The sequence below is a fragment of the Obesumbacterium proteus genome (assembly GCF_001586165.1).
Lineage (GTDB): Bacteria > Pseudomonadota > Gammaproteobacteria > Enterobacterales > Enterobacteriaceae > Hafnia > Hafnia protea.
The window spans coordinates 2,452,670-2,475,803 of the sequence record NZ_CP014608.1 but is presented as its reverse complement, the minus strand read 5'-3'; the positions used below and the strand labels follow the sequence as shown (position 1 = coordinate 2,475,803).

General features: G+C 48.8%; 15 protein-coding genes, 7 tRNA genes and 1 pseudogene. 19 read left to right on the top strand and 4 right to left on the bottom strand.

The genetic code is table 11. The annotated features are described in order from the left end of the window. Positions 1–44 precede the first annotated feature (44 nt). The 3 genes from chiP to nagE all read right to left on the bottom strand — a co-directional run bounded on the left by chiP (position 45) and on the right by nagE (position 5,942). Complete coding sequence (gene chiP / locus DSM2777_RS11805; protein ID WP_040045685.1) at positions 45–1,430, bottom strand: chitoporin ChiP; 1,386 nt, start codon at positions 1,428–1,430, stop codon at positions 45–47. A gap of 557 nt (positions 1,431–1,987) precedes the next feature. Next, entirely contained in the window at positions 1,988–3,655 is a 1,668-nt protein-coding gene (gene glnS / locus DSM2777_RS11800) for a glutamine--tRNA ligase (RefSeq protein ID WP_025800674.1), read from the bottom strand. Between the two features lie 250 nt (positions 3,656–3,905). Continuing rightward, positions 3,906–5,942 carry an N-acetylglucosamine-specific PTS transporter subunit IIBC gene (nagE, locus tag DSM2777_RS11795; protein WP_025800673.1) on the bottom strand — a complete coding sequence of 679 codons (2,037 nt, stop codon included), beginning with the start codon at positions 5,940–5,942 and terminating at the stop codon, positions 3,906–3,908. Positions 5,943–6,286: 344 nt separating this feature from the next. On the opposite strand from nagE, the gene nagB reads away from it, so the two are divergent. The 12 genes and pseudogenes from nagB (at position 6,287) to DSM2777_RS11735 (ending at position 13,415) form a co-directional block, all read left to right on the top strand. Further along, positions 6,287–7,087 (top strand): glucosamine-6-phosphate deaminase, encoded by an 801-nt coding sequence (gene nagB / locus DSM2777_RS11790; RefSeq protein ID WP_040045683.1) that lies wholly within the window; start codon positions 6,287–6,289, stop codon positions 7,085–7,087. Between the two features lie 27 nt (positions 7,088–7,114). Then, positions 7,115–8,266: an N-acetylglucosamine-6-phosphate deacetylase gene (gene nagA, locus DSM2777_RS11785; RefSeq protein ID WP_061554052.1), complete on the top strand. Its 1,152-nt coding sequence runs from the start codon at positions 7,115–7,117 to the stop codon at positions 8,264–8,266. 73 nt (positions 8,267–8,339) lie between these two features. Beyond that, positions 8,340–9,572, top strand: coding sequence for a DNA-binding transcriptional regulator NagC (nagC, locus tag DSM2777_RS11780; protein WP_025800670.1), 1,233 nt, complete (start codon positions 8,340–8,342; stop codon positions 9,570–9,572). A gap of 81 nt (positions 9,573–9,653) precedes the next feature. Then, positions 9,654–10,406, top strand: coding sequence for an HAD-IIA family hydrolase (locus DSM2777_RS11775; RefSeq protein WP_046457385.1), 753 nt, complete (start codon positions 9,654–9,656; stop codon positions 10,404–10,406). A gap of 354 nt (positions 10,407–10,760) precedes the next feature. Beyond that, a pseudogene (asnB, locus tag DSM2777_RS11770) lies at positions 10,761–12,428 on the top strand (asparagine synthase B). 240 nt (positions 12,429–12,668) lie between these two features. After that, positions 12,669–12,745: transfer RNA gene (locus tag DSM2777_RS11765), tRNA-Met, on the top strand. A 28-nt stretch (positions 12,746–12,773) separates the two neighbouring features. Then, positions 12,774–12,858 (top strand) — tRNA-Leu (locus DSM2777_RS11760). A 26-nt stretch (positions 12,859–12,884) separates the two neighbouring features. Then, positions 12,885–12,959: transfer RNA gene (locus tag DSM2777_RS11755), tRNA-Gln, on the top strand. 40 nt (positions 12,960–12,999) lie between these two features. After that, positions 13,000–13,074, top strand: a tRNA-Gln gene (locus DSM2777_RS11750). Positions 13,075–13,119: 45 nt separating this feature from the next. Further along, a tRNA-Met gene (locus tag DSM2777_RS11745) sits at positions 13,120–13,196 on the top strand. Between the two features lie 2 nt (positions 13,197–13,198). Next, positions 13,199–13,273: transfer RNA gene (locus tag DSM2777_RS11740), tRNA-Gln, on the top strand. Between the two features lie 67 nt (positions 13,274–13,340). Beyond that, positions 13,341–13,415: transfer RNA gene (locus tag DSM2777_RS11735), tRNA-Gln, on the top strand. A gap of 199 nt (positions 13,416–13,614) precedes the next feature. On the opposite strand, the gene ubiF is transcribed toward DSM2777_RS11735, so the two are convergent. Then, entirely contained in the window at positions 13,615–14,790 is a 1,176-nt protein-coding gene (ubiF, locus tag DSM2777_RS11730; protein ID WP_061554051.1) for a 3-demethoxyubiquinol 3-hydroxylase, read from the bottom strand. Positions 14,791–15,033: 243 nt separating this feature from the next. Between ubiF and miaB the strand changes: the two genes are divergently transcribed. The 7 genes from miaB to DSM2777_RS11695 all read left to right on the top strand — a co-directional run bounded on the left by miaB (position 15,034) and on the right by DSM2777_RS11695 (position 22,942). Continuing rightward, positions 15,034–16,458 (top strand): tRNA (N6-isopentenyl adenosine(37)-C2)-methylthiotransferase MiaB, encoded by a 1,425-nt coding sequence (gene miaB / locus DSM2777_RS11725; RefSeq protein ID WP_061554050.1) that lies wholly within the window; start codon positions 15,034–15,036, stop codon positions 16,456–16,458. Positions 16,459–16,801: 343 nt separating this feature from the next. Further along, positions 16,802–17,860, top strand: coding sequence for a PhoH family protein (locus DSM2777_RS11720; protein ID WP_025800665.1), 1,059 nt, complete (start codon positions 16,802–16,804; stop codon positions 17,858–17,860). 26 nt (positions 17,861–17,886) lie between these two features. Next, positions 17,887–18,360, top strand: coding sequence for an rRNA maturation RNase YbeY (gene ybeY / locus DSM2777_RS11715; protein ID WP_061554049.1), 474 nt, complete (start codon positions 17,887–17,889; stop codon positions 18,358–18,360). Positions 18,361–18,440: 80 nt separating this feature from the next. Next, positions 18,441–19,325 carry a CNNM family magnesium/cobalt transport protein CorC gene (corC, locus tag DSM2777_RS11710; protein ID WP_004096455.1) on the top strand — a complete coding sequence of 295 codons (885 nt, stop codon included), beginning with the start codon at positions 18,441–18,443 and terminating at the stop codon, positions 19,323–19,325. 7 nt (positions 19,326–19,332) lie between these two features. Next, positions 19,333–20,856, top strand: coding sequence for an apolipoprotein N-acyltransferase (gene lnt, locus DSM2777_RS11705; RefSeq protein ID WP_061554048.1), 1,524 nt, complete (start codon positions 19,333–19,335; stop codon positions 20,854–20,856). Between the two features lie 150 nt (positions 20,857–21,006). After that, positions 21,007–21,594, top strand: a complete 588-nt coding sequence (locus tag DSM2777_RS11700; RefSeq protein WP_061554047.1) for an MSMEG_1061 family FMN-dependent PPOX-type flavoprotein — start codon at positions 21,007–21,009, stop codon at positions 21,592–21,594. A 415-nt stretch (positions 21,595–22,009) separates the two neighbouring features. Further along, on the top strand, positions 22,010–22,942 hold the full coding sequence (locus DSM2777_RS11695) for an amino acid ABC transporter substrate-binding protein (protein WP_046458562.1): 933 nt from the start codon (positions 22,010–22,012) through the stop codon (positions 22,940–22,942). The last annotated feature ends 192 nt before the right edge of the window (positions 22,943–23,134 follow it).

Here is a 23,134-nt window from a genome sequence, read left to right as displayed (position 1 = left end):
CAAAGTGACTCGGCATGTTTAGCTCAACATGCCGAGTCTTTGGCTTAGAAAATGGTGAACGGTGCGATAACGATGAACTTAACATCACGTTCGTCTTGGAACATGTTGCCGTAACCGCCGCCCCAGCTTGGGTTGTCTGAATGGTTGTCGTACTGAGTGAAGTGCAGTTTGAACAGCGTGCCTTTCGCACGGCCGTCCTGAATGGTGTACATCGCATCCAGACTGTAGGCGCTTTCTTTCACGCGCTGGCTTTGATCGTACTGAGGATCGGTGCTTGGTTTAGCATCCCATGCGTAGACATAAGAACCACCGATAGCGAAGCCAGGCATATCCCACTTGCTCAGGTCATACATCACGCCGCCGAAAATGGCTTTTTCGCCGTTGGCGTTAAAGTCAGAGCGGTTATCCCACCAAATATCCAAACGTCCGTTTGAAGAGGCGTAGGTTGGAGTCATACGCTGTAAGAAGTAACCCTGATTACCTTCAGCTTTGACGTAAGTACCTTCCAAGCGGAAGTCGAACTGTCCAACTTTGTAGCCCAGAGTCAGCGCCTGCAACCATGCGGTGCCGTCGTAAAGATCGTTCACGCCACCGTCATGTACGCGGTCACGCGTGCCATAGAATTGGTAGCTAGTTGTCATCGGATTACCCGCGACATCAAACTTGTAGGAGCCTTTAGCAAAGTATTGATCGACATAGCCTTCAGCCTGACCAAAGGCCGCTTCCAGTATGAAATCATTTTTGAAGTCATACTTGGCGCCTAATGAGTGCAGATAAGAAACGCCGGTTTTTTTGTCGTTTTGATAGAAACCGTCAACTTCGGTATGCCATGGTGCTTTATATTTGTCGGTCCACATGTAGGAGAAGCTCAGCGCACCCGCATCACCGTAGTCAAAGTTTGCACCGGCCTCAGCACCTTGATAGGTACCAGGCATAAAGCTCCAGTGTGGTGCCAGTAAAGTTTGGCCTGTTGGCTGAATGTAGCCAGCACGCGCCCAGACAGGGCCGTACTTAAATTTCGCAGCAGCTTTGTACAGGCTTATGCCACTCTTATCGCCCGAGTAGTCTTCGTCGTAGCCTTTGTTTTTCGAGGAGAAAGCAATTTCGTTTGGATGTCCGCTATCATGGTTCTCTGCCATTTCGATTGCGGTAAATGCGGCAACATCAATACCAAACATGTCGGCTGCATAGCCGGATGAGAAATCTAGGTTGGCGTTCCACGTGGAATGATTAAGGTTGGTTTCGTAGTTTCCAGTGGTGACATCTTTACGGTCACGCTCACGTTGCCAGTAGTAAACACCACCCGTCAGCGTTGAATCATCAACAAAACCTTCAGCCTTAGCTTCTGGCATTGCATAAAAACCACTACCCAACAACACCCCAGTTATGGCGAGCGTTAGCGCGTTGCGCTTCAAACGATGCGTAACCATAAAATCGATCCTCTTTGACTTTGAAAAACGCGACCCTCGACGTTCACCGGTCTAGGACGCAAAACCCCTAAAATGGGGAAAAGTTAATTCGTAGTAGAGTAAATAACTCAATTGCTCATCTACCGTCTTAGACTATTTTTCGCGACGCGAATTATCAAATGAAAAGTAAAACAATTGTGTCAATTCTTGACCGAGTGCACATATTTTAATGTTTTGTTACATGTGACACACTTTTGCTGTGAGCAACTAAAAATATCTTTTAAAAACAGCAATATATTTATAAATGCATTGTAAATTCAGAGGAAAATGCTTAGAAAACAAACGCTGATGGGATAACTATTTTTATATCGAGGTAAATCTCTGGCAATTAATTAATTCGTGAAACGAATATTCAGAGTGTGTTTATGCACTTCGAGAAATAACATCGTATTACTAAACTATTTACAATTAGGATTTAAAAACTGATGGGGAATGTTGGAGACAGGTATAAAAAAAGCCACTTACAGAATAGGTAAGCGGCTTTTTAATGACTGCAATTTAGCGAGGACTATCTCGGGTTATGCACCCACTTTTGCCCACGTATCACGCAGACCCACAGTGCGGTTAAACACTAAATGGTCTGGCGCGGAATAGCGGCAATCAGCGCAGAAGTAGCCTTCACGTTCGAACTGATAGGTGACTTCTGAAGTCGCTACAGCAAGACTTGGTTCAACAAAGCCTTTACGGATAACCAATGACTCAGGGTTGATCGTAGACAGGAAGTCTTCCGCTGCGCCTGGGTTGGCAACGCTGAACAAGCGATCGTACAGATGGAATTCAGCAGGTACTGCGTGGTTTGCAGATACCCAATGAATAACGCCTTTCACTTTACGACCATCAGCAGGATCTTTGCTCAACGTATCCGCATCGTAGGTGCAATAAATGGTAGTGATTTCACCGTCAGCGTCTTTCTCAACGCGCTCGGCTTTAATCACGTAGGCATTACGCAGACGAACTTCTTTGCCCAATACCAAACGCTTGTATTGTTTGTTGGCTTCTTCGCGGAAATCGGCACGATCGATATAGATTTCGTTGCTAAACGGCACTTCGCGTTTGCCCATTTCTGGCTTGTTTGGATGGTTTGGCATCGCCAGCATTTCTACGCTATCCGCAGACATGTTTTCAATAACCACTTTAACCGGATCCAGAACCGCCATCGCACGCGGTGCGATTTCATTCAGGTCATCACGCACACAAGATTCTAACGCCGCCATTTCAACGTTGTTATCTTGCTTGGTCACGCCAATACGCAGGCAGAATTCACGAATAGAAGCCGCCGTGTATCCGCGACGACGCAGACCAGAAATCGTTGGCATACGTGGATCATCCCAACCTTCCACAATCTTCTCGGTCACCAGCTGGTTCAGCTTACGCTTAGACATGATGGCATATTCGAGGTTCAGACGAGAAAACTCGTACTGACGTGGATGCGTTGGAATAGTGATGTTATCCAAAACCCAGTCGTAGAGACGGCGGTTATCTTGGAATTCCAGCGTACACAGTGAATGGGTGATCCCTTCCAGCGCATCGGAAATGCAGTGGGTGAAATCGTACATCGGATAGATGCACCATTTGTTGCCGGTCTGGTGATGTTCAGCAAACTTAATACGGTACAGAACCGGATCGCGCATCACGATGAACGGAGAAGCCATATCAATTTTGGCGCGCAGGCACGCGGTGCCTTCGGCAAATTCGCCGTTACGCATTTTTTCGAACAGTGCCAAGTTCTCTTCAACGCTACGATCGCGATACGGGCTATTTTTGCCCGGAGAAGTCAGGGTACCGCGATATTCACGGATCTGTTCAGGAGTAAGCTCATCAACGTAAGCCAGACCCTTGCTAATCAGCTCTACGGCGTACTGGTGCAGTTGATCGAAGTAATCAGAAGAGTAACGCACTGCGCCGCTCCACTCAAAACCTAGCCACTGTACGTCGCGTTTAATTGACTCAACGTATTCAATGTCTTCTTTCACCGGGTTGGTGTCATCAAAGCGCAGATTGCACTGGCCTTGATAGTCTTTGGCAATGCCAAAGTTCAGGCAAATGGATTTGGCGTGGCCAATATGCAGGTAGCCGTTTGGCTCCGGCGGAAAACGGGTATGAACTGAATTATGTTTACCTGAGGCCAGATCTTCATCGATGATCTGACGGATAAAGTTACTTGGGCGGGCTTCAGCCTCACTCATTTTCTATTCCTCTATGCCTAAAAACGCGACTCATAACCAGTAATGATCTTACAACCTGTGGCGGGAAACAACCGTTTGTTGCCATTATCACGGCGTTTTTTCCATGGTTATGTCAAAAGATGACAGATCTGCTAAGTGACACTGTATATCAGCGGACGCCAAAAACAAAAAAACGGAGAAAGGTCACCCCTTCTCCGTTCTGCTTGCTTAAAACAGTTTCTGATAAATCAGTTAACCGTTCACCGACAAGTTATTTTGCAGTGATGTCATACAGCTTGGTTTCACCCGCCACGACATGACCCGCCGCCAGCGCTTTCAGACCACCGAAATCATCGATGTTGCTGACAACAACTGGGCTAATCATTGAGCGTGCATTGGCGTTCAGATATTCCAAATCCATTTCTAGGATTGGCTGACCCGCTTTCACTTCTGCACCCTCTTCAACGAGGCGTTTGAAGCCTTGACCATTCAACGCCACGGTGTCGATGCCCATATGAACAACGACTTCCGCACCTTCATCCGTTTCTAAACAGAACGCATGGTTGGTGTTGAAGATCTTAACGATAGTGCCACGTGCTGGGGAAACCACGGTTTTATCCGTTGGGCGAACCGCCACACCGTCACCCACGGCTTTGCTAGCGAACGCTTCATCAGGAACCTGATCCAGCGCAACCACTTCACCGGTGATTGGAGAAACCAGCGTCGCTTTGACTACCGCAGCGGCGTTTGGCGTTGCCTGTGCTTTTGCTTCAGCGGCTGCTGGAGCAGCATGTGCAGTGGCAGCCTCAATTGGGCCAGATGCCATCACGCCACGCATTGCGGTCGCAATTGCTTCGGCACGTGTACCCACGATGACCTGCACGCTTTGTTTGTTCAAGCGAATAACACCAGAGGCACCCAAACGTTTAGCCAAGCTATCGTTGACGATAGCAGAGTCTTTAACGCTCAGACGCAGACGTGTGATACAAGCATCAATACCGGTGATGTTGGCAGAGCCACCAACAGCGGCAATGTAGTTGCGTGCCAGATTTGCCGTTTCGTTACCACCTTTCGCATTGTCCAGATCCAGATCGTAACCATCAGCGCTTTCGTCAGCGTCGGTAGCCAGTTCACGGCCTGGAGTCAGCAGGTTGAATTTGGTGATAGTGAAACGGAACACCACGTAGTAAATCACGAAGAACACCAGACCCTGAGGGATCAGCATGTACCAGTGAGTTGCCAGCGGGTTACGTGAAGACAGCACCATATCCACCAGACCGGCGCTGAAGCCGAAGCCCGCAATCCAGTGCATAGAAGCTGCGATGAATACGGAAATACCGGTCAGGAATGCATGCAGAACATACAGTACTGGTGCCACGAACATGAAGGAGAATTCCAACGGTTCGGTAATACCGGTGAAGAAGGCTGCAAACGCAGCGGCCATCATGATACCAGCCACTTTGGCTTTGTTTTCTGGACGTGCGCAGTGGTAAATCGCCAGCGCAGCACCCGGTAAACCAAACATCATGATTGGGAAGAAACCAGCCTGATAACGACCAGTGATACCCACAACGGCTTTACCCGCTTCGATAGACTGTGCGCCACCCAGGAAGTTAGGAATGTCGTTGATACCTGCAACGTCAAACCAGAATACGGAGTTCAAGGCGTGATGCAGACCCACTGGGATCAGCAAGCGGTTGAAGAACGCGTAGATACCTGCGCCAACAGAGCCCATTTTCTGAATGTGTTCACCGAAGTTAACCAGTCCGTCAAAGATTAACGGCCAGATGTACATCAGGATGAACGCCACCAGAATCATGACGAAGGAGGTCAGAATTGGCACCAAACGACGGCCGCTGAAGAAGGACAGCGCCTTCGGCAGCTCAACGCCGCTGAAGCGGTTGTACAGTTCGGCAGAGATAATACCAACCAAGATACCCACGAACTGGTTGTTAATCTTACCGAATGCAGCTGGAACCTGATCCGCAGGGATTTTCTGGATCATGGCTACCGCGGCCGGAGAGCACAGCGTAGTCAGTACCAAGAAGCCAACAAAGCCAGTTAATGCGGCAGCGCCGTCTTTATCTTTTGACATACCGTAAGCGACACCGATCGCAAACAGTACTGACATGTTGTCGATAATGGCAGAGCCCGACTTGATGAAGAAGGCCGCTAACGCATTATCGCCCCCCCAACCTACCGGGTCGATCCAGTAACCGACACCCATTAATATCGCGGCAGCCGGTAGCGTCGCCACCGGTACCATCAGCGCACGGCCGACTTTTTGCAGATAACCTAAAATACTCACCATTTCCCCCTTGTGGACCCGTCATTGCTCGAATTGGCACTGCTCATGGTCACGTCATAACTGACTTAATTATTAAGTTGACAGTATGGACTACAATCAGGAGTGTAAAAAAATTATTTTTCTCCGCAAATTAAAACCTCCAGTTTTGTGATAAATATCACCAAAGGAGGCTCTAAACATGCCTAATTGCTAGCCATCATACAAAACTTATTTTATCATTCGAAAAATCAAAGCGGCGTTAGGTCACACATTAGTCGTTAGCAAGCATTACGCCTTATACTCTGAGCAAAGAGCAATGTGGACCCCCGTTTATAATATAGATTTATATTCACTAAAGGTGCCCTATGAGACTTATCCCTCTAAGTAATGCTGCAGACGTTGGCTTGTGGTCTGCCCGTCATATTGTTAACCGTATCAATGCGTTCAAACCAACGGCTGAGCGTCCATTTGTTCTCGGTCTGCCAACCGGCGGCACCCCTCTGCAAACCTACAAACGTTTGATCGAGCTGCACAAGGCTGGCGAAATCAGCTTTAAAAACGTTGTTACGTTCAACATGGACGAATACATCGGCCTGCCAGAAGAGCATCCAGAAAGCTACCATAGCTTCATGTATAATAATTTCTTCAATCACGTGGATATCCCACGCGAAAACATTAACTTGCTGAACGGCAATGCGCCTGACGTTGATACCGAATGTCGCCGCTACGAAGAAAAGATAAAATCCTACGGCAGAATCAATCTGTTTATGGGTGGTGTAGGTAACGATGGACATATTGCTTTTAACGAACCAGCATCATCTTTAGCTTCTCGCACTCGCATCAAAACGCTGACCGAAGAAACTCGTATTGCAAACTCTCGTTTCTTTGATGGCGACATGACGAAAGTGCCAAAATACGCGCTCACCGTTGGCGTTGGCACATTGTTGGACGCTGAAGAAGTGATGATTTTGGTCACTGGCCACGCGAAAGCGCTGTCCCTGCAGGCCGCCGTTGAAGGCAGCGTCAACCACATGTGGACGATCAGCGCTCTGCAACTTCATCCGAAGTCCGTCATCGTATGCGATGAGCCTTCAACGATGGAGCTGAAAGTCAAAACAGTTAAGTACTTCCGCGAGTTAGAAGCGGAAAACATGAAGAATCTGTAATTTTCAACCTGTAACCAGGGGTATGTGATGTACGCTTTGACCCATTGTCGGATTTATACCGGCCACGATATTCTCGACGACCATGCAGTAATGATCGCCAATGGCTTAATTGAAAAGATCTGTCCTGTCGCTGAACTTCCGTCAGGCATTGAAACTCACGATCTAGGCGGGGCAATCCTTGCTCCTGGTTTCATCGATCTGCAACTTAATGGCTGTGGCGGCGTTCAGTTTAATGATTCTGTCGAAGCGGTTTCGGAAGAAACGCTCGAAATCATGCAGCACGCCAACGAGAAATCAGGCTGTACCAGCTATTTACCTACGCTTATCACCAGTGCTGACGATTTAATGAAGCACGGTATCGATGTGATGCGCAGCTATCTGACCAAGCACCAGAATCAGGCGCTAGGTCTGCATATTGAAGGCCCATACATCAGCTTAGAAAAGAAAGGCACGCACAATCCGAAATACATCCGTAAACCGGATCATGAAATGATCGATTTCATGTGCGAGCACGCAGACGCCATCACCAAAGTGACGATGGCTCCAGAAGTCGCGACTCAGGAATCTATCCAGCAGCTGAAAGCCGCCGGAATCGTGGTTTCTGCAGGTCACTCCAACGCTACCTATGAAGAAGCGCGTAAAGGCTTCGCCGCAGGCATGAGCTTTGCGACTCACCTTTATAACGCGATGCCAGCCATTTCTGGCCGTGCTCCGGGTCTGATGGGTGCTATTTTCGATACCCCGGAAGTGTACACCGGCATCATCGCCGATGGTCACCACGTTGCTTGGCCAAGCATTCGTCTGGCTAAACGTTTGAAAGGCGAACATCTGGTGCTGGTCACCGATGCAACTGCTCCGGCAGGCGCTAACATAGATCACTTCATTTTCGCCGGAAAAACAGTATATTACCGCAACGGTTTAGTCGTTGATGAAAACGGTACGCTGAGCGGTTCTGCGCTGACCATGATCGACGCCGTCAAAAACAGCGTTGAGCACATCGGTATTGCTCTGGATGAAGCATTGCGTATGGCAACGCTCTATCCATCGCGCGCGGTGGGTGTTGATAGCCGTCTGGGCAGCATCGAAGCGGGTAAAGTGGCAAACTTAACCGCTTTCACTTCAGACTATCGCGTGATCAAAACCATCGTGAACGGCGAAACGGTTTACGAAAATAAATAAGAGAGAACGTACATCAGTCTGCGCGCTTTCTTTATTAACTTGAGCTCTATTTTTATAAGCGGGTAATAAATTGATGACCACAGGCGGACAAGGACAAATTGGTAACGTAGATCTGGTTAAACAACTTAACAGCGCCGCTGTTTACCGTTTGATCGATCTGCAAGGCCCTATTTCGCGCATTCAGATTGCCGAGCTGAGCCAGCTTGCTCCCGCCAGCGTCACCAAAATTACCCGCCAGCTACTGGAGCGCGGGCTGATCAAAGAAGTCGATCAGCAAGCGTCTACCGGTGGCCGTCGTGCCATTTCCATTGTGACAGAAACCCGCCTCTTCAATACCATTGCCATCCGCTTAGGGCGTCACGACGCCACCATCACGCTGTACGATATGAGTGGAAAGTCGCTGGCCGAAGAGCACTACCCGTTACCTGAACGCACTCAGGAAACAGTGGAAAATGCACTGCTGAATAACATTGAGCAGTTCATGCTCACCTATCAGCGTAAAATCCGCGAGCTGATTGCCATTGCGGTGATCCTGCCCGGATTAGTCGATCCTCAACATGGGATCGTGCGCTACATGCCGCATATTACCGTTAATGATTGGCCGTTGGTTAATGCGCTGGAAGATCGATTTAACGTCACCAGCTTTGTGGGTCACGATATTCGTAGCCTTGCTTTAGCTGAACACTATTTCGGTGCCACCCGCGACTGTGAAGATTCAATGCTGGTACGCCTACACCGAGGAACCGGTGCGGGTATCATCGTGAATGAAAAAATATTTCTCGGCAGCAAGGGAAACGTTGGTGAGATTGGTCACATCCAAATCGATCCATTAGGCGAACGTTGCCACTGCGGTAATTTCGGTTGTTTGGAAACCGTGGCCGCCAACGCCGCCATTGAACAACGCGTTCGTCATCTGCTCGAACAAGGCTATCCAAGCAAACTCACGCTGGACGATTGCAGCATCAGCGCAATCTGCAAAGCGGCAAACAAAGGCGACGCGCTAGCAACAGAAGTGATTGAATTGGTTGGCCGCTATCTGGGTCGCGCCATTGCGATTGCGATTAACATGTTTAACCCGCAGAAAGTGGTTATCGCAGGCGAAATTATTGAAGCAGAAAAAACGCTGCTGCCTGCGATTCAAAGCTGCATCAATACTCAGGCGTTGAAGAATTTCCGCATTAATCTACCGGTGGTCACCTCTGAATTAGATCATCGTTCAGCCATTGGGGCATTTGCGCTGGTGAAACGAGCCATGCTCAACGGTGTATTGCTTCAGCGCCTGCTGGAAGGGCAACATCCGCACTAATTCTCTGCTTATTTGAAGCTGCTGCGTTAGCTGACAAGCATGATATGATTTGTGCTTGTCAACTTAACGAGTAATAAACCCATGACAATCAAAAGTATTATTTGTGACATCGACGGCGTTTTGATGCACGACAACACTCCGGTTCCGGGTGCAGATAAATTTCTGGCACGTATTCAAGAAAAAGACATTCCTCTCGTCATTCTGACCAACTACCCTTCTCAAACCGCGCAGGATCTGGCCAACCGCTTCGCAGCCGCCGGACTTGATGTTCCTGAAAGCGTGTTTTACACCTCAGCCATGGCCACCGCCGATTTTCTCAAACGTCAGGAAGGCAAAAAAGCCTATGTGATTGGCGAAGGTGCGTTAATTCACGAATTGTATAAAGCAGGCTTTACCATTACCGATATCAACCCTGATTTTGTTATCGTTGGTGAAACCCGTTCGTATAACTGGGAAATGATCCACAAGGCCTCTTACTTCGTGGTCAACGGCGCACGGTTTATCGCGACAAACCCAGATACACACGGCCGTGGTTTTTACCCTGCCTGTGGCGCGTTATGTGCACCAATTGAGCTGATTTCAGGCCGCAAGCCGTTCTACGTTGGCAAACCGAGCCCGTGGATTATTCGTGCCGCGCTCAACAAGATGCAGGCTCATTCAGAAAGCACCGTGATCATCGGTGATAATCTGAATACCGATATTTTGGCAGGCTTCCAAGCGGGGCTGGAAACGGTATTAGTGCTGTCCGGTGTCTCAACGTTAAACGACGTGGACAACATGCCGTTCCGCCCTAACTACATTTATCCCTCCGTTGCCGATATCGACATCATCTAACGTTACTCCTTTGCGTCTGGTCAGCTTGGTCAGACGCAACTTCCCTCTTTTTTCTCTCCGCTTTTACTTTATTTTTTCTGCGCTGCTTTTTTTCTCGATTACTCATCGGATGCTAAAAAATTATCGATTCATCAATAATTCACTTTAAAAAATGAATAATCGTTAAGATTTAGAGTACACCAGCAGACTATTTCTCACCATTAAGCTAAAGCGCTTGCATTCTATTCAGGTTTTGACGCAATTTGTTATTTATAGCAGCGGTAAACGCCTCACTGAGTCGTAAATCAATAATTTTTTACCGCCTTAAACTGACTCACAACGTCACAACTAGACAATGCAGTATGGGAGAAATCTATGTGTTCTATCTTTGGTGTGCTTGATTTAAAAACCGATCCTGTTGAGCTGCGTAAAAAAGCGCTCGAGCTGTCACGCCTGATGCGTCATCGTGGCCCAGATTGGTCCGGCATTTACGCTTCTGACAACGCGATTTTGGCGCATGAGCGTCTGTCTATCGTTGACGTCAACAACGGCGCCCAGCCTTTGTACAATGCCGCGCACACCCATATTCTTGCCGTGAATGGTGAAATTTATAACCATCAGGCTCTGCGCCAACGTTTTGAAGGGCGTTATGAATTCCAAACGGCCTCTGACTGTGAAGTTATTTTGGCGTTATACGAAGAGCAAGGTTCTGCGTTCTTAGACGAACTGCAGGGCATGTTTGCCTTTGTTTTATATGACGCAGAAAAAAACAGCTATTTGATTGGCCGCGATCATCTCGGAATTATTCCGCTGTATATGGGTTATGACGAGCACGGCAACTTCTACGTCGCTTCAGAGATGAAAGCTCTGGTACCGGTTTGCCGCACCATCAAAGAATTCCCGGCAGGCAGCTACATGTCGAGCGACGATGGCGAAATTCATAGCTACTACCAGCGCGACTGGTTTGAGTTCGATAACGTTAAAGAGAACCACACTGACGCCGCTCAATTGAAAGAAGCCTTGGAAGAATCGGTCAAAAGCCATCTGATGTCTGACGTCCCTTACGGCGTGCTGCTGTCTGGTGGGCTCGACTCTTCAGTAATCTCTGCGATTACCAAAAAATTTGCCGCTCGCCGCGTTGAAGACGATGAACGAAGCGAAGCATGGTGGCCACAGCTGCACTCTTTCGCCGTAGGTTTGGAAGGATCTCCGGATTTAAAAGCCGCGCAGGAAGTGGCTAACCATCTTGGCACGGTGCATCACGAAATTCATTTCACTGTGCAAGAAGGCTTAGACGCAATTCGCGACGTGATTTATCACATCGAAACCTATGACGTGACGACCATCCGTGCTTCAACGCCAATGTATCTGATGGCGCGTAAGATAAAAGCCATGGGCATCAAGATGGTGCTTTCCGGCGAAGGGGCCGATGAGGTCTTTGGCGGATATCTCTATTTTCATAAAGCACCGAACGCCAAAGAGTTCCACGAAGAAACCGTGCGTAAGCTGCTGGCTCTGCATATGTATGACTGCGCCCGCGCGAACAAAGCCATGTCCGCGTGGGGCGTTGAGGCGCGTGTTCCTTTCTTGGATAAAAAATTCCTCGACGTCGCTATGCGCCTAAACCCACAAGATAAAATGTGCGGCAACGGCAAAATGGAGAAATACATCTTACGTGAATGTTTTGAATCCTATCTGCCAGCCAGCGTAGCATGACGTCAGAAAGAACAGTTCTCCGACGGCGTGGGTTATAGCTGGATCGATACTTTAAAAGAAACCGCGAATCAGCAGATTAGCGATCAAATGTTGGCAAATGCGCACTTCCGTTTCCCATACAACACGCCAAACTCGAAAGAAGGCTATTTGTATCGTGAAATTTTTGAAGAGTTATTCCCTATGCCTAGCGCCGCAGAGTGTGTTCCGGGCGGCCCTTCCGTCGCTTGTTCCTCAGCAAAAGCGATTGAATGGGATGAATCTTTCAAAAAAATGGATGACCCGTCAGGTCGTGCTGTAGGCGTGCATCAGTCGGCTTATCAAAAGTAGAGATTTAAAAATTCACACATCCACCAAACGGCGAACTTTTTAGGTTCGCCGTTTTTTTATCGATAATGCCGTTTTACCCTATTAATAAGCCTGAATTTTGTTGATTTTCTCGCCGAGCTGTATAATCCCCGCGCAAACGTGCCTCAGATGCCCTTTTCCGATAAAAAAGGGGTTGACGCAACTTTCTCATATACGCATAATGCGCCCCGCAACGCCGATGAAGGTTGGCGAAAAATAGATGGCTACGTAGCTCAGTTGGTTAGAGCACATCACTCATAATGATGGGGTCACAGGTTCGAATCCCGTCGTAGCCACCATATATTTTCAACACCTTCGATTAAATGAGCGGGAGTGGCGAAATTGGTAGACGCACTAGATTTAGGTTCTAGCGCCGCAAGGTGTACGAGTTCAAGTCTCGTCTCCCGCACCATTTAAACGACTCGGTTTTGCAGCGGATGGGGTATCGCCAAGCGGTAAGGCACTGGGTTTTGATCCCAGCATTCCCAGGTTCGAATCCTGGTACCCCAGCCATCCTTTTCCTCGAAAAGGTCTAGTGAATTCTATTCCCAATTGGGGTATCGCCAAGCGGTAAGGCACTGGGTTTTGATCCCAGCATTCCCAGGTTCGAATCCTGGTACCCCAGCCATAGAATTGGCTAATAGTATTACGCAATATAGAGTTTCCTTGAGTTGGCTACGTAGCTCAGTTGGTTAGAGCACATCACTCATAATGATGGGGTCACAGGTTCGAATCCCGTCGTAGCCACCATTTGGGGTATCGCCAAGCGGTAAGGCTCTGGTTTCTGATACCAGCATTCCGAGGTTCGAATCCTCGTACCCCAGCCAAATTTCTTAAATCTGTTTTAAACAGGTTTACGCGTCAAAAGACGCAATGTAGTAACACCCAAACAATTGGGGTATCGCCAAGCGGTAAGGCTCTGGTTTCTGATACCAGCATTCCGAGGTTCGAATCCTCGTACCCCAGCCAATAAAAAAAGCTCGCTTTTAGCGAGCTTTTTTTCGTCTTGATTTTCTTCAGCGGTGAATAGTCGTTATCAATAATTAAGCCTGATTTTAGGGGGAATCGTAGGGATGGGGTCGTAGCAGCTTTAGCTGCCGGAGCGCCCCACCCTACGGTCGCCCCCGTGTATCTCGATCTCATAGGCAGTCAACACATTGCTAGAGGTCTACAACCCCAACGCATACTTCAACGCACGTTTTTTTAACTCTCCTGAGCGCTCCGCTGCCATCAATCCTAAATTTCGTACCAGTTGCAAAGGCTTAAGTTCATTGCTGAAAGCGCTATAAAACAGATCCATACCGGCCTGCATTAATAAATTATCTGGACGGCGACGGTGCTGATAACGTTTCAGGATTTCTTCGCTGTGCCAAATTTCACCCTGCTGGCGCGCATTGATCACCACATCCAACAGCGCATCTACATCGCGATATCCCAGATTAACGCCCTGCCCTGCCAATGGATTAATGGTGTGCGCCGCATCGCCAAGTAAAGCCAAACCACTTTGCACGTAACGGTTCGCATGGCGACGCACCAGAGGGAAAGATCCAGCGGCTACTGCCGTCACATCACCTAAACGAGCGGGGAACGTTTGTTTGATTTCTTGCGTAAGCTGCGACATAGGTAATGCCATAAGCTGACGGATCCGAGCGGGACTGTCATACCAGACCAGCGAAGCCCAGTTATCCCACAGCGGCAGAAAAGCGCGCGGGCCCTGCGGCGTAAACTGCTGCCACGTGACGTCTAAGGGGTCTTCCTGCGTTTGAACGGTTATCAGCATGCAAGATTGACGATATTGCCAGCCACGCACGCCTATGCCCGCCTGAGCGCGCACTAAAGAGTTCGCGCCATCGGCACCTAAAACCAACTTGGTTTCAATTTCACGCCCGTCGCTCAGTTCTACGTTCCACACGTCTTGGCTCTGTGCGATGGTTTTTAATTCAGCAGGAACCATCAGCGAAATATTAGGCATCTGCTCTAAGTGCTGCCATAGCGCAAGCTGCAGCACTTCGTTTTCTAGCATATAGCCGAGCTCTGGAATACCCAGTTCTTGGGCGCTGAAACTGACGCGGGATGCTTCCCACTCCCAGGTTTCTAAACCACGATAGGCCGCACTGCGCATGTGACGTAAGGTTTTCCATACGCCAATACTTTCTAGCAACGCCACCGATGAAACACTAATAGCCGATATTCGTAAATCAGGTGGCTGCGACGCATCGAATGGGCGAGGCTTACGGTTTTCCACAACCGTGACAGTAAAACCGGCCTGAGCCAACCCCAACGCGGCGGCAGCGCCCACCATGCCGCCACCGATAACGACAACATCACTTTTATGCTCGGCCATAAATCCTCCCGCTTATATATTTCGCCATTGTACCGGATTTTACCTTTGATTCCGTCCACAAAGCGTGAGGTTATAGGGTAGTCATGACTTAAGGCAAAGATTACAATAGCCGACCTGCGTATGGGCTTGTTCCGACACCTCTACCTTTTAATATCTATCGCGATTTTCACCCGATGCTTTATCCGCTTTAGATAACAGTGCCGGTCTGTCCGAAATCCACCTGCATAAAGCAATGGCAAATCGATGACACAAAAACTGCATATTAAAACCTGGGGCTGCCAGATGAATGAGTATGACTCATCTAAAATGGCAGATTTACTGGGCAGCACGCACGGTTTCGAACTGACCGAGAATGCCGAAGAGGCAGATGTCTTGCTGCTAAATACCTGCTCGATTCGAGAAAAAGCACAAGAGAAGGTTTTCCACCAACTCGGTCGCTGGAAGTTGCTCAAAGAAGCGAATCCAAACGTCATTATCGGCGTTGGCGGCTGCGTGGCCTCGCAGGAAGGCAAACTGCTGCGCCAGCGTGCCCACTATGTCGACATCGTTTTTGGCCCACAAACGCTGCATCGTTTGCCAGAAATGATCAATAAGGTTCGCGGTAGCAAAAGCCCTATCGTGGACGTGAGCTTCCCTGAAATCGAAAAATTCGACCGGCTTCCCGAGCCGCGTGCCGATGGCCCAAGTGCCTTTGTCTCCATCATGGAAGGCTGTAATAAGTACTGCACGTACTGCGTGGTGCCTTATACCCGCGGTGAAGAAGTCAGCCGTCCATGCGACGACGTGTTGTTTGAAATTGCTCAGCTCGCCGCCCAAGGCGTGCGCGAAGTCAACCTGCTTGGGCAAAATGTGAATGCCTACCGCGGCCCTTCCTTCGACGGCGATATTTGTACTTTCGCCGAGCTGCTGCGCTTGGTTGCCGCCATTGATGGAATCGACCGTATTCGCTTCACCACCAGCCACCCTATTGAATTCACCGACGATATCATCGCCGTGTATGAAGACACGCCTGAGCTCGTTAGCTTCCTGCATCTGCCGGTACAAAGCGGTTCAGACCGAGTTCTGAATATGATGAAACGTACCCATACGGTACTTGAATACAAATCCATCATTCGCAAACTGCGTAAAGCGCGGCCGGATATTCTCATCAGTTCAGACTTTATCGTCGGCTTCCCCGGTGAAACGCAGGAAGATTTTGAACAAACGATGAAGCTGATAGCTGAAATCAACTTCGACGTGAGCTACAGCTTTGTTTTCTCGCCGCGCCCGGGCACGCCAGCCGCCGACATGGTTGACGATGTTTCTGAAGAAGAGAAAAAACAGCGTCTGTATATTTTGCAAGATCGCATCAATCAGCAGGCACAGAACTACAGCCGCAAAATGGTTGGCACCGTGCAGCGCATTTTGGTGGAAGGAGTATCACGCAAAAATGTTATGGAAATCTCAGGCCGCACTGAAAATAACCGCGTAGTGAACTTCGAAGGTTCACCGGAGCTAGTAGGCACCTTCGTGGATGTAGAAATTACCGAAGTCAGAACCAACTCGCTGCGTGGCGTATTAGTGCGTACCGAAGATCAGATGGATTTGCGCGTTCATGAGTCACCAGAGTCGGTTATTGCACGCACGCGTAAAGAGGATGCGTTGGGGGTGGGGAGTTATCAGCCTTAGTATTTGGTTCTCAAAATTAAGCGCCATGCGCCGATAATGTGAGTTGTTTATAAGATCGAGATACATGGGTTTACCGTAGGGTGGGGCGCTCCGGCAGCTAAAGCTGCTACGACCCCATTCCTACGATTCCCCTAAAATCAGGCTTCAATAACGCTCATTATCGTTCTACGGTGCTTTTTTATTATTCACTGTTGAAATAGCGCACTTCCTCCCCCATTGAATAATGAGAAATTGCGAAGCGTATTGGCAATTCTGGTCACAATAGCCCGCAGATGAAGAATAATGGCGTAATGCCATGTATCATTTACGCTATTAGTTATGGGTATAAGCTCAGAGGAATAGTTTGAACATTATCACTGAAGAACTTGCATTAGAACCGGCGGATAATCAGCGACTAAACAGCCTGTGTGGCCCGTTTGATGACAATATTAAGCAACTACAGCGCCGTTTAGGTATAGAAATCAGCCATCGCGATAACCAGTTCAAACTGGTGGGTAAAGCGGCCTGCGTCAACGCCGCCAAAGATATCCTGCGCCATCTGTATGTTGATACGGCGCCAATGCGCGGTCATATCCCGGATATTATTCCTGAACAAATCCATCTGGCCATCAAAGAAAGTGGCATTTTGGAGCAGGTGTCTGACCATGTGCCTGAATACGGCAAAGCCGTTAATATCAAAACCAAGCGTGGCGTCATCAAACCGCGCACGCCCAATCAGGCGCAGTACATCGCCAATGTATTGGATCACGATATTACCTTTGGCGTTGGTCCTGCCGGTACCGGTAAAACCTATCTTGCCGTTGCTGCCGCGGTTGATGCTTTAGAGCGCCAAGAAATTCGCCGTATTTTGCTTACCCGCCCTGCGGTGGAAGCCGGTGAAAAGCTGGGCTTCTTACCCGGTGACTTGAGCCAAAAAGTCGATCCTTACCTGCGTCCCTTGTATGATGCACTGTTCGAGATGCTCGGTTTTGAGCGCGTAGAAAAACTGATGGAACGCAACGTCATCGAAGTTGCCCCGCTCGCCTACATGCGCGGACGCACATTGAATGACGCGTTTATCATTCTGGATGAAAGCCAAAACACCACCATCGAACAGATGAAAATGTTCCTGACGCGTATCGGTTTTAACTCGAAAGCGGTGATTACCGGTGATGTCACCCAGATCGACTTACCGCGCGCGCAGAAGTCGGGATTACGCCATGCCATTGAAGTGCTTTCTTCCGTCGAAGAGATCAGCTTCAACTTCCTGACCAGCGAAGACGTGGTACGTCATCCGGTCGTTGCCCAAGTTGTGATGGCCTATGAAGCATGGGAACTGGCGGAGCAAAAGCGTAAAGATGAGCTGGCGGAACAGCGTAAGCGCGAAGCCCAAACGTCAGCCTCAGGGCAAGAATCACACTAAGCTGGAAGTATTATGAGCAACACACTATGAGCAATGTAATATTAGATCTGCAAATCGCCTGTGAAAACACGGAAGGGTTGCCAACTGAGGCCGATTTCCGTCAATGGCTTGAAGCGGTGCTACCTAAGTTTCAAGAAGAGGCGGAAGTCACCATTCGTTTGGTTGATGAAGCAGAGAGTCACGAGCTCAATATGACCTATCGTGGTAAGGATAAACCGACCAACGTGTTATCCTTCCCGTTCGAAGCGCCTCCGGGCATTGAGCTTCCGCTGCTGGGTGATATGATTATCTGTCGGCAGGTAGTTGAAGCAGAAGCAAAAGAACAAGAGATTTCCCTGCTCTCGCATTGGGCGCATATGGTTGTTCACGGCAGTCTACATCTGCTAGGGTATGACCACATCATCGATGAAGAAGCAGAAGAAATGGAAGCTTTAGAAGCCGAAATCATGCAGGAACTCGGGTATCCCGATCCCTACGCGGCGGAAAAAGAATCCGATTAAATATTGCGTCATGCGGCCCCTAATCGCGCCGTATGACGTGAATTATTGACCACTTATATGAGTAACCACACACTAACGCCATGAGCGACGACCATTCACAAAACAACGATAGCCCCAGTCCCAAAAAGGGTTTTTTCTCTCTGATTCTCAATCAGCTGTTCCACGGAGAACCTAAAAACCGTGGAGATTTAGTTGAACTGATCCGTGATTCCGAACAAAACGATCTGATCGATCCCGATACCCGTGACATGCTGGAAGGCGTGATGGATATCGCGGAGCAGCGCGTTCGCGACATCATGATCCCACGTAGCCAAATGGTCACCTTGAAACGTAATCAGACTCTGGAAGAGTGTCTAGACGTGATTGTTGATTCTGCCCACTCTCGTTTCCCGGTGATTAGCGAAGATAAAGATCACATCGAAGGGATCCTGATGGCGAAAGATTTGCTGCCGTTTATGCGCAGCGATTCTGAGCCGTTCAGCATCGACAGAGTGCTGCGCGCAGCCGTGGTTGTTCCAGAGAGCAAACGTGTTGACCGTATGCTCAAAGAGTTCCGTTCACAGCGTTATCACATGGCGATCGTTATCGATGAATTCGGTGGCGTTTCCGGCTTGGTCACCATCGAAGATATCCTCGAGCTTATCGTGGGTGAAATCGACGATGAATATGACGAAGTTGAAGATCGCGATGTGCGCCAGATCAGCCGCCACATGTATACCGTGCGTGCGCTGACTCAAATTGAAGACTTTAACGAAGCCTTCGGTACTCACTTCAGCGATGAAGAAGTGGATACCGTGGGTGGCTTGGTAATGCAAGCCTTTGGCCATCTCCCGGCACGCGGCGAAACCATTGACATTGATGGTTACCAATTCAAAGTAGCCATGGCCGATAGTCGACGCATTATACAGGTTCATGTCAAAATCCCGGATGAGTCCCCTCAACCGAAATTGGATCTGGAAGATTAATAACAACATGTGTTCATTACTTCAACGCCAGTGGGTTCGCGCCCTGCTGGCGCTTATCTTGGGTGCCGCTGGCACCCTCTCTTTCTCTCCCTATGATTTCTGGCCCGCGGCTCTCGTTTCACTGATTGGCCTGCTTGCCGTTACGCTTAACCGCACCACGAAACAAGCCGTCGGTTTGGGTTTTCTGTGGGGAATGGGGTTATTCGGAACCGGAATCAACTGGGTTTATGTGAGTATTGAACAGTTTGGCGGCATGCCAACGCCGGTGAGTATGTCACTGGTCGTGCTGCTGGCCGCCTATCTTGCGCTCTACCCGATGCTTTTTGCCGGTGTGCTCAATCGTTTTTGGCCTAAGGCGAACGTTTGGCGTTTAGTTATTGCAGCTCCAGCGCTTTGGCAATTGACTGAATTCCTGCGCGGCTGGGTATTAACCGGCTTCCCATGGCTTCAGTTTGGCTATAGCCAGATCAACGGCCCGCTGAAAGGCATTGCCCCCATTGCTGGTATGGACACCATCACCTATTTACTGATGATTATCAGTGGATTGGTTGTGCTTTCAGTCTGCCTGCGCAAAATTGCTCCCGCGATTGTTGCTCTCGCGCTGTTGTTATTACCTTGGCCGCTACGCGGCATTCAGTGGTATCAGAACCAAACAGACAAAGCGGTTAACGTGGCGATGGTTCAGGGTAACATTGAGCAATCCATGAAATGGGATCCAAACGCGCTGATCACCACGCTGCAAACCTATCTGGATGAGTCACGTCCTTATCTGGGGAAAGCGCCGATTATTATTTGGCCGGAATCCGCAATCCCAGATACTGAGAAGAATCAGAACCAGTTCTTAACCATGCTCGACAGCCTGTTCCGCTCCCACCACAGCAGCCTGATTACCGGTATTGTTGATGACCGCATGGGCGAATATGGCCCACGTTATTACAACACCGTAATTGTCTTGGGTGAGAAAGAACCCTACGTTTATCCGAGCAAAAACCGCTACAACAAGCACCATCTGGTTCCTTTTGGCGAATTTGTGCCGATGGAAGATTTGCTGCGTCCTCTAGCGCCGTTCTTTAACCTGCCAATGTCAGCCTTTAGCCGTGGAGACTATATCCAGCCACAGCTCAGCGTGCAGGGATATAACCTAACCGCGGCTATTTGCTATGAAATCGTGCTTGGCGAACAGGTACGCGCTAACTTCCGCCCGGACACTAACTTCTTGCTCACCGTGTCTAACGATGCGTGGTTCGGCCACTCCATTGGCCCATGGCAGCATTTCCAAATGGCACGGATGCGTGCGTTAGAACTTGGTCGTCCACTGCTGCGCAGCACCAACAACGGCGTTACCGCTGCGGTTGATGCTTCAGGGAATGTGATTGCGGAAATTCCACAGTTTGAACGCAAAGTACTCGAAGTTAACGTTGCACCGACGACTGGCATCACGCCTTACGCCCGCTTTGGTTCTATCCCATTATGGATTATTACCTTTGTCATGGCCGGTCTTGCGCTGATTGCCGGACGTAAACGCCGTTAATCCCGCACCACCTCCCCCTTCTCGGGGGAGGTACTTATCAACTCCCCAGAACACCTTTCCCTCAATGAAATAGGGTTATTTTCGCGATTGCGAATCATACTTACTGCTGTTAATGTGCCCGCAATTTCCCTAGTCATTAATGAGAAAGTGATGCAGCTAAATCCTGAATTTATCATTGCCGATGAGCAAAAATTGCGTGAACACTATGCTCAGCCCAATAAGATGGTGCTGCAGAAGCAAATTGATCACATTGATAGCTACGCCCGTCAGCTGATCGCGTCTTCTTCATTTGTCGTGATTTCAACGGTTGGTGAAAACGGAATGGACTGCTCTCCCAAAGGCGGAGATGCGGGCTTTGTCGTAGTGGAAGATGAAAAGACGCTGTTGCTGCCCGACTTACCGGGTAACAACCGCTTAGACGGCATTCGTAATCTGCTGAATAACCCAACGATCGGGCTGCTGTTTTTAATCCCGGGCTGGAGTGAAGCCTTCCGTGTAAATGGCACCGCACAAATCAGCGTCGATCCTAAATTATGCCAGCGCTTCAATGTGCAAGAAAATGCCGCTCGTAGCGTGCTGGTGATTAACGTTGAAGAAGCCTTTATTCACTGCGGCAGAGCCGTGACCTTTGGGGGCTTATGGAACGCTGAACGCCATATTGATCCTAAGTCACTGCCTTCTATCATGGAAATTGTCCGCGCCCACATCGCACTATCTCAAGCAGACTCTCAAGCCTAATATCGCCATGAGCTCCCTCGCGGAGCTCAATTTATGGCACACCTCTTGCAGTATTTCCCACATAACAACCGAAACTCATGCGTTGGCGTTAATCCATAAAAACGCTGCACAAATTTGATGCATTAGCTGCATTATTTTTGTGCATCGAGAATTTTATGCCACTAAATGGTGCGGTTTATGTCTCAAAATATAAACATAAAGATATCAATTTAGTTACATTAGGCTATTTTGCTATCAAGTGCAGACGTTTTTTGCACGCCAAACAAAGTAGAGACAACCACTTTCGACAATGGGTAAACGTGCAGCGGTGCCATCGTTCCGGCACTCACGTGCGAACAGATAAAAAGCAGTAACAAAAGCTTTATATAACAATTAAATATGAAACTTGTAACACAACAATCAAAGGAGTACGCGAATGCAAATGCGCAAACTGGCGTTATCAATGCTGCTAATCGGTATGTCTGGCACCGTGGCTCACGCCGCAGATGAAGCAAAAGCAGCAGACGCCCAGAAAGCTGAAGCCTCTGCAGACACATTACAAAAGATTAAAAGCAGCGGCGTTATCGTCGTTGGTCATCGCGAATCTTCTGTACCTTTCTCTTATTACGATAACGCGCAGAAAGTGGTGGGCTATTCCCAAGACTATTCTAATCAAATCGTTGATGCGGTTAAAAAGCAGCTGAACATGCCTAATTTGCAGGTGAAAATGTTGCCAATCACCTCGCAGAACCGAATCCCACTGCTGCAAAACGGAACCTTTGATTTTGAATGTGGTTCCACCACCAACAACGCAGAGCGCCAGCAGCAGGCGGCTTTCTCTAACTCGATCTTCGTCGTTGGTACTCGTCTGCTGGTGAAAAAAGGCGGCGATATTAAAGATTTCAAAGATCTGGCGGGCAAACCGGTCGTGGTCACATCAGGCACCACCTCTGAGATCCTGCTTAATAAGCTGAACGAAAAAGACAATATGAAAATGCGCATCATCAGCGCCAAAGATCACGGTGACTCGTTCCGTACTCTGGAAAGCGGTCGCGCAGTGGCCTTTATGATGGATGACGCTTTGTTGGCCGGTGAGCGTGCTAAAGCGAAGAAACCGGATCAGTGGGAAATCGTAGGCACTCCTCAGTCGCATGAAGCCTACGGCTGTATGCTGCGTAAAAATGATCCAGCCTTTAAAAAGCTGATGGATGAAACCATTGCCAAAGCGCAAACCTCTGGCGAAGCCGCTAAATGGTTTGAACGTTGGTTCAATCAGCCAATTCCACCAAAAAATATGAATATGAACTTTGCTCTTTCTGATGACATGAAAGCGCTGTTCAAAGCCCCTAACGACCAAATCGCTAAATAAGTCCCAGTCTCCGCACGATGTAAAAATTAAGGAGACGGAGACAATCGCCATTGTCATTAGAGTTACGCAAAGGCGCTAGATTGCTGACAAAACTTTAGGCAGACGGGATTGGGGGAGATCGTTCCCTCCCCCTTTTTCTCGCCGCAGTTGTCTTGTCTCCAATTCAAAAGTGACTGTCATCAATTTTCGTGT

Coding starts and splice junctions, on each gene's coding strand:
- nagA (WP_061554052.1), top strand. CDS start 7,115: ATGTACGCTTTGACCCATTGTCGGATTTATACCGGCCACGATATTCTC.
- ybeY (WP_061554049.1), top strand. CDS start 17,887: ATGAGCAATGTAATATTAGATCTGCAAATCGCCTGTGAAAACACGGAA.
- miaB (WP_061554050.1), top strand. CDS start 15,034: ATGACACAAAAACTGCATATTAAAACCTGGGGCTGCCAGATGAATGAG.
- corC (WP_004096455.1), top strand. CDS start 18,441: ATGAGCGACGACCATTCACAAAACAACGATAGCCCCAGTCCCAAAAAG.
- nagB (WP_040045683.1), top strand. CDS start 6,287: ATGAGACTTATCCCTCTAAGTAATGCTGCAGACGTTGGCTTGTGGTCT.
- DSM2777_RS11775 (WP_046457385.1), top strand. CDS start 9,654: ATGACAATCAAAAGTATTATTTGTGACATCGACGGCGTTTTGATGCAC.
- ubiF (WP_061554051.1), bottom strand. CDS start 14,790: ATGGCCGAGCATAAAAGTGATGTTGTCGTTATCGGTGGCGGCATGGTG.
- glnS (WP_025800674.1), bottom strand. CDS start 3,655: ATGAGTGAGGCTGAAGCCCGCCCAAGTAACTTTATCCGTCAGATCATC.
- lnt (WP_061554048.1), top strand. CDS start 19,333: ATGTGTTCATTACTTCAACGCCAGTGGGTTCGCGCCCTGCTGGCGCTT.
- chiP (WP_040045685.1), bottom strand. CDS start 1,430: ATGGTTACGCATCGTTTGAAGCGCAACGCGCTAACGCTCGCCATAACT.
- DSM2777_RS11700 (WP_061554047.1), top strand. CDS start 21,007: ATGCAGCTAAATCCTGAATTTATCATTGCCGATGAGCAAAAATTGCGT.
- DSM2777_RS11695 (WP_046458562.1), top strand. CDS start 22,010: ATGCAAATGCGCAAACTGGCGTTATCAATGCTGCTAATCGGTATGTCT.
- nagC (WP_025800670.1), top strand. CDS start 8,340: ATGACCACAGGCGGACAAGGACAAATTGGTAACGTAGATCTGGTTAAA.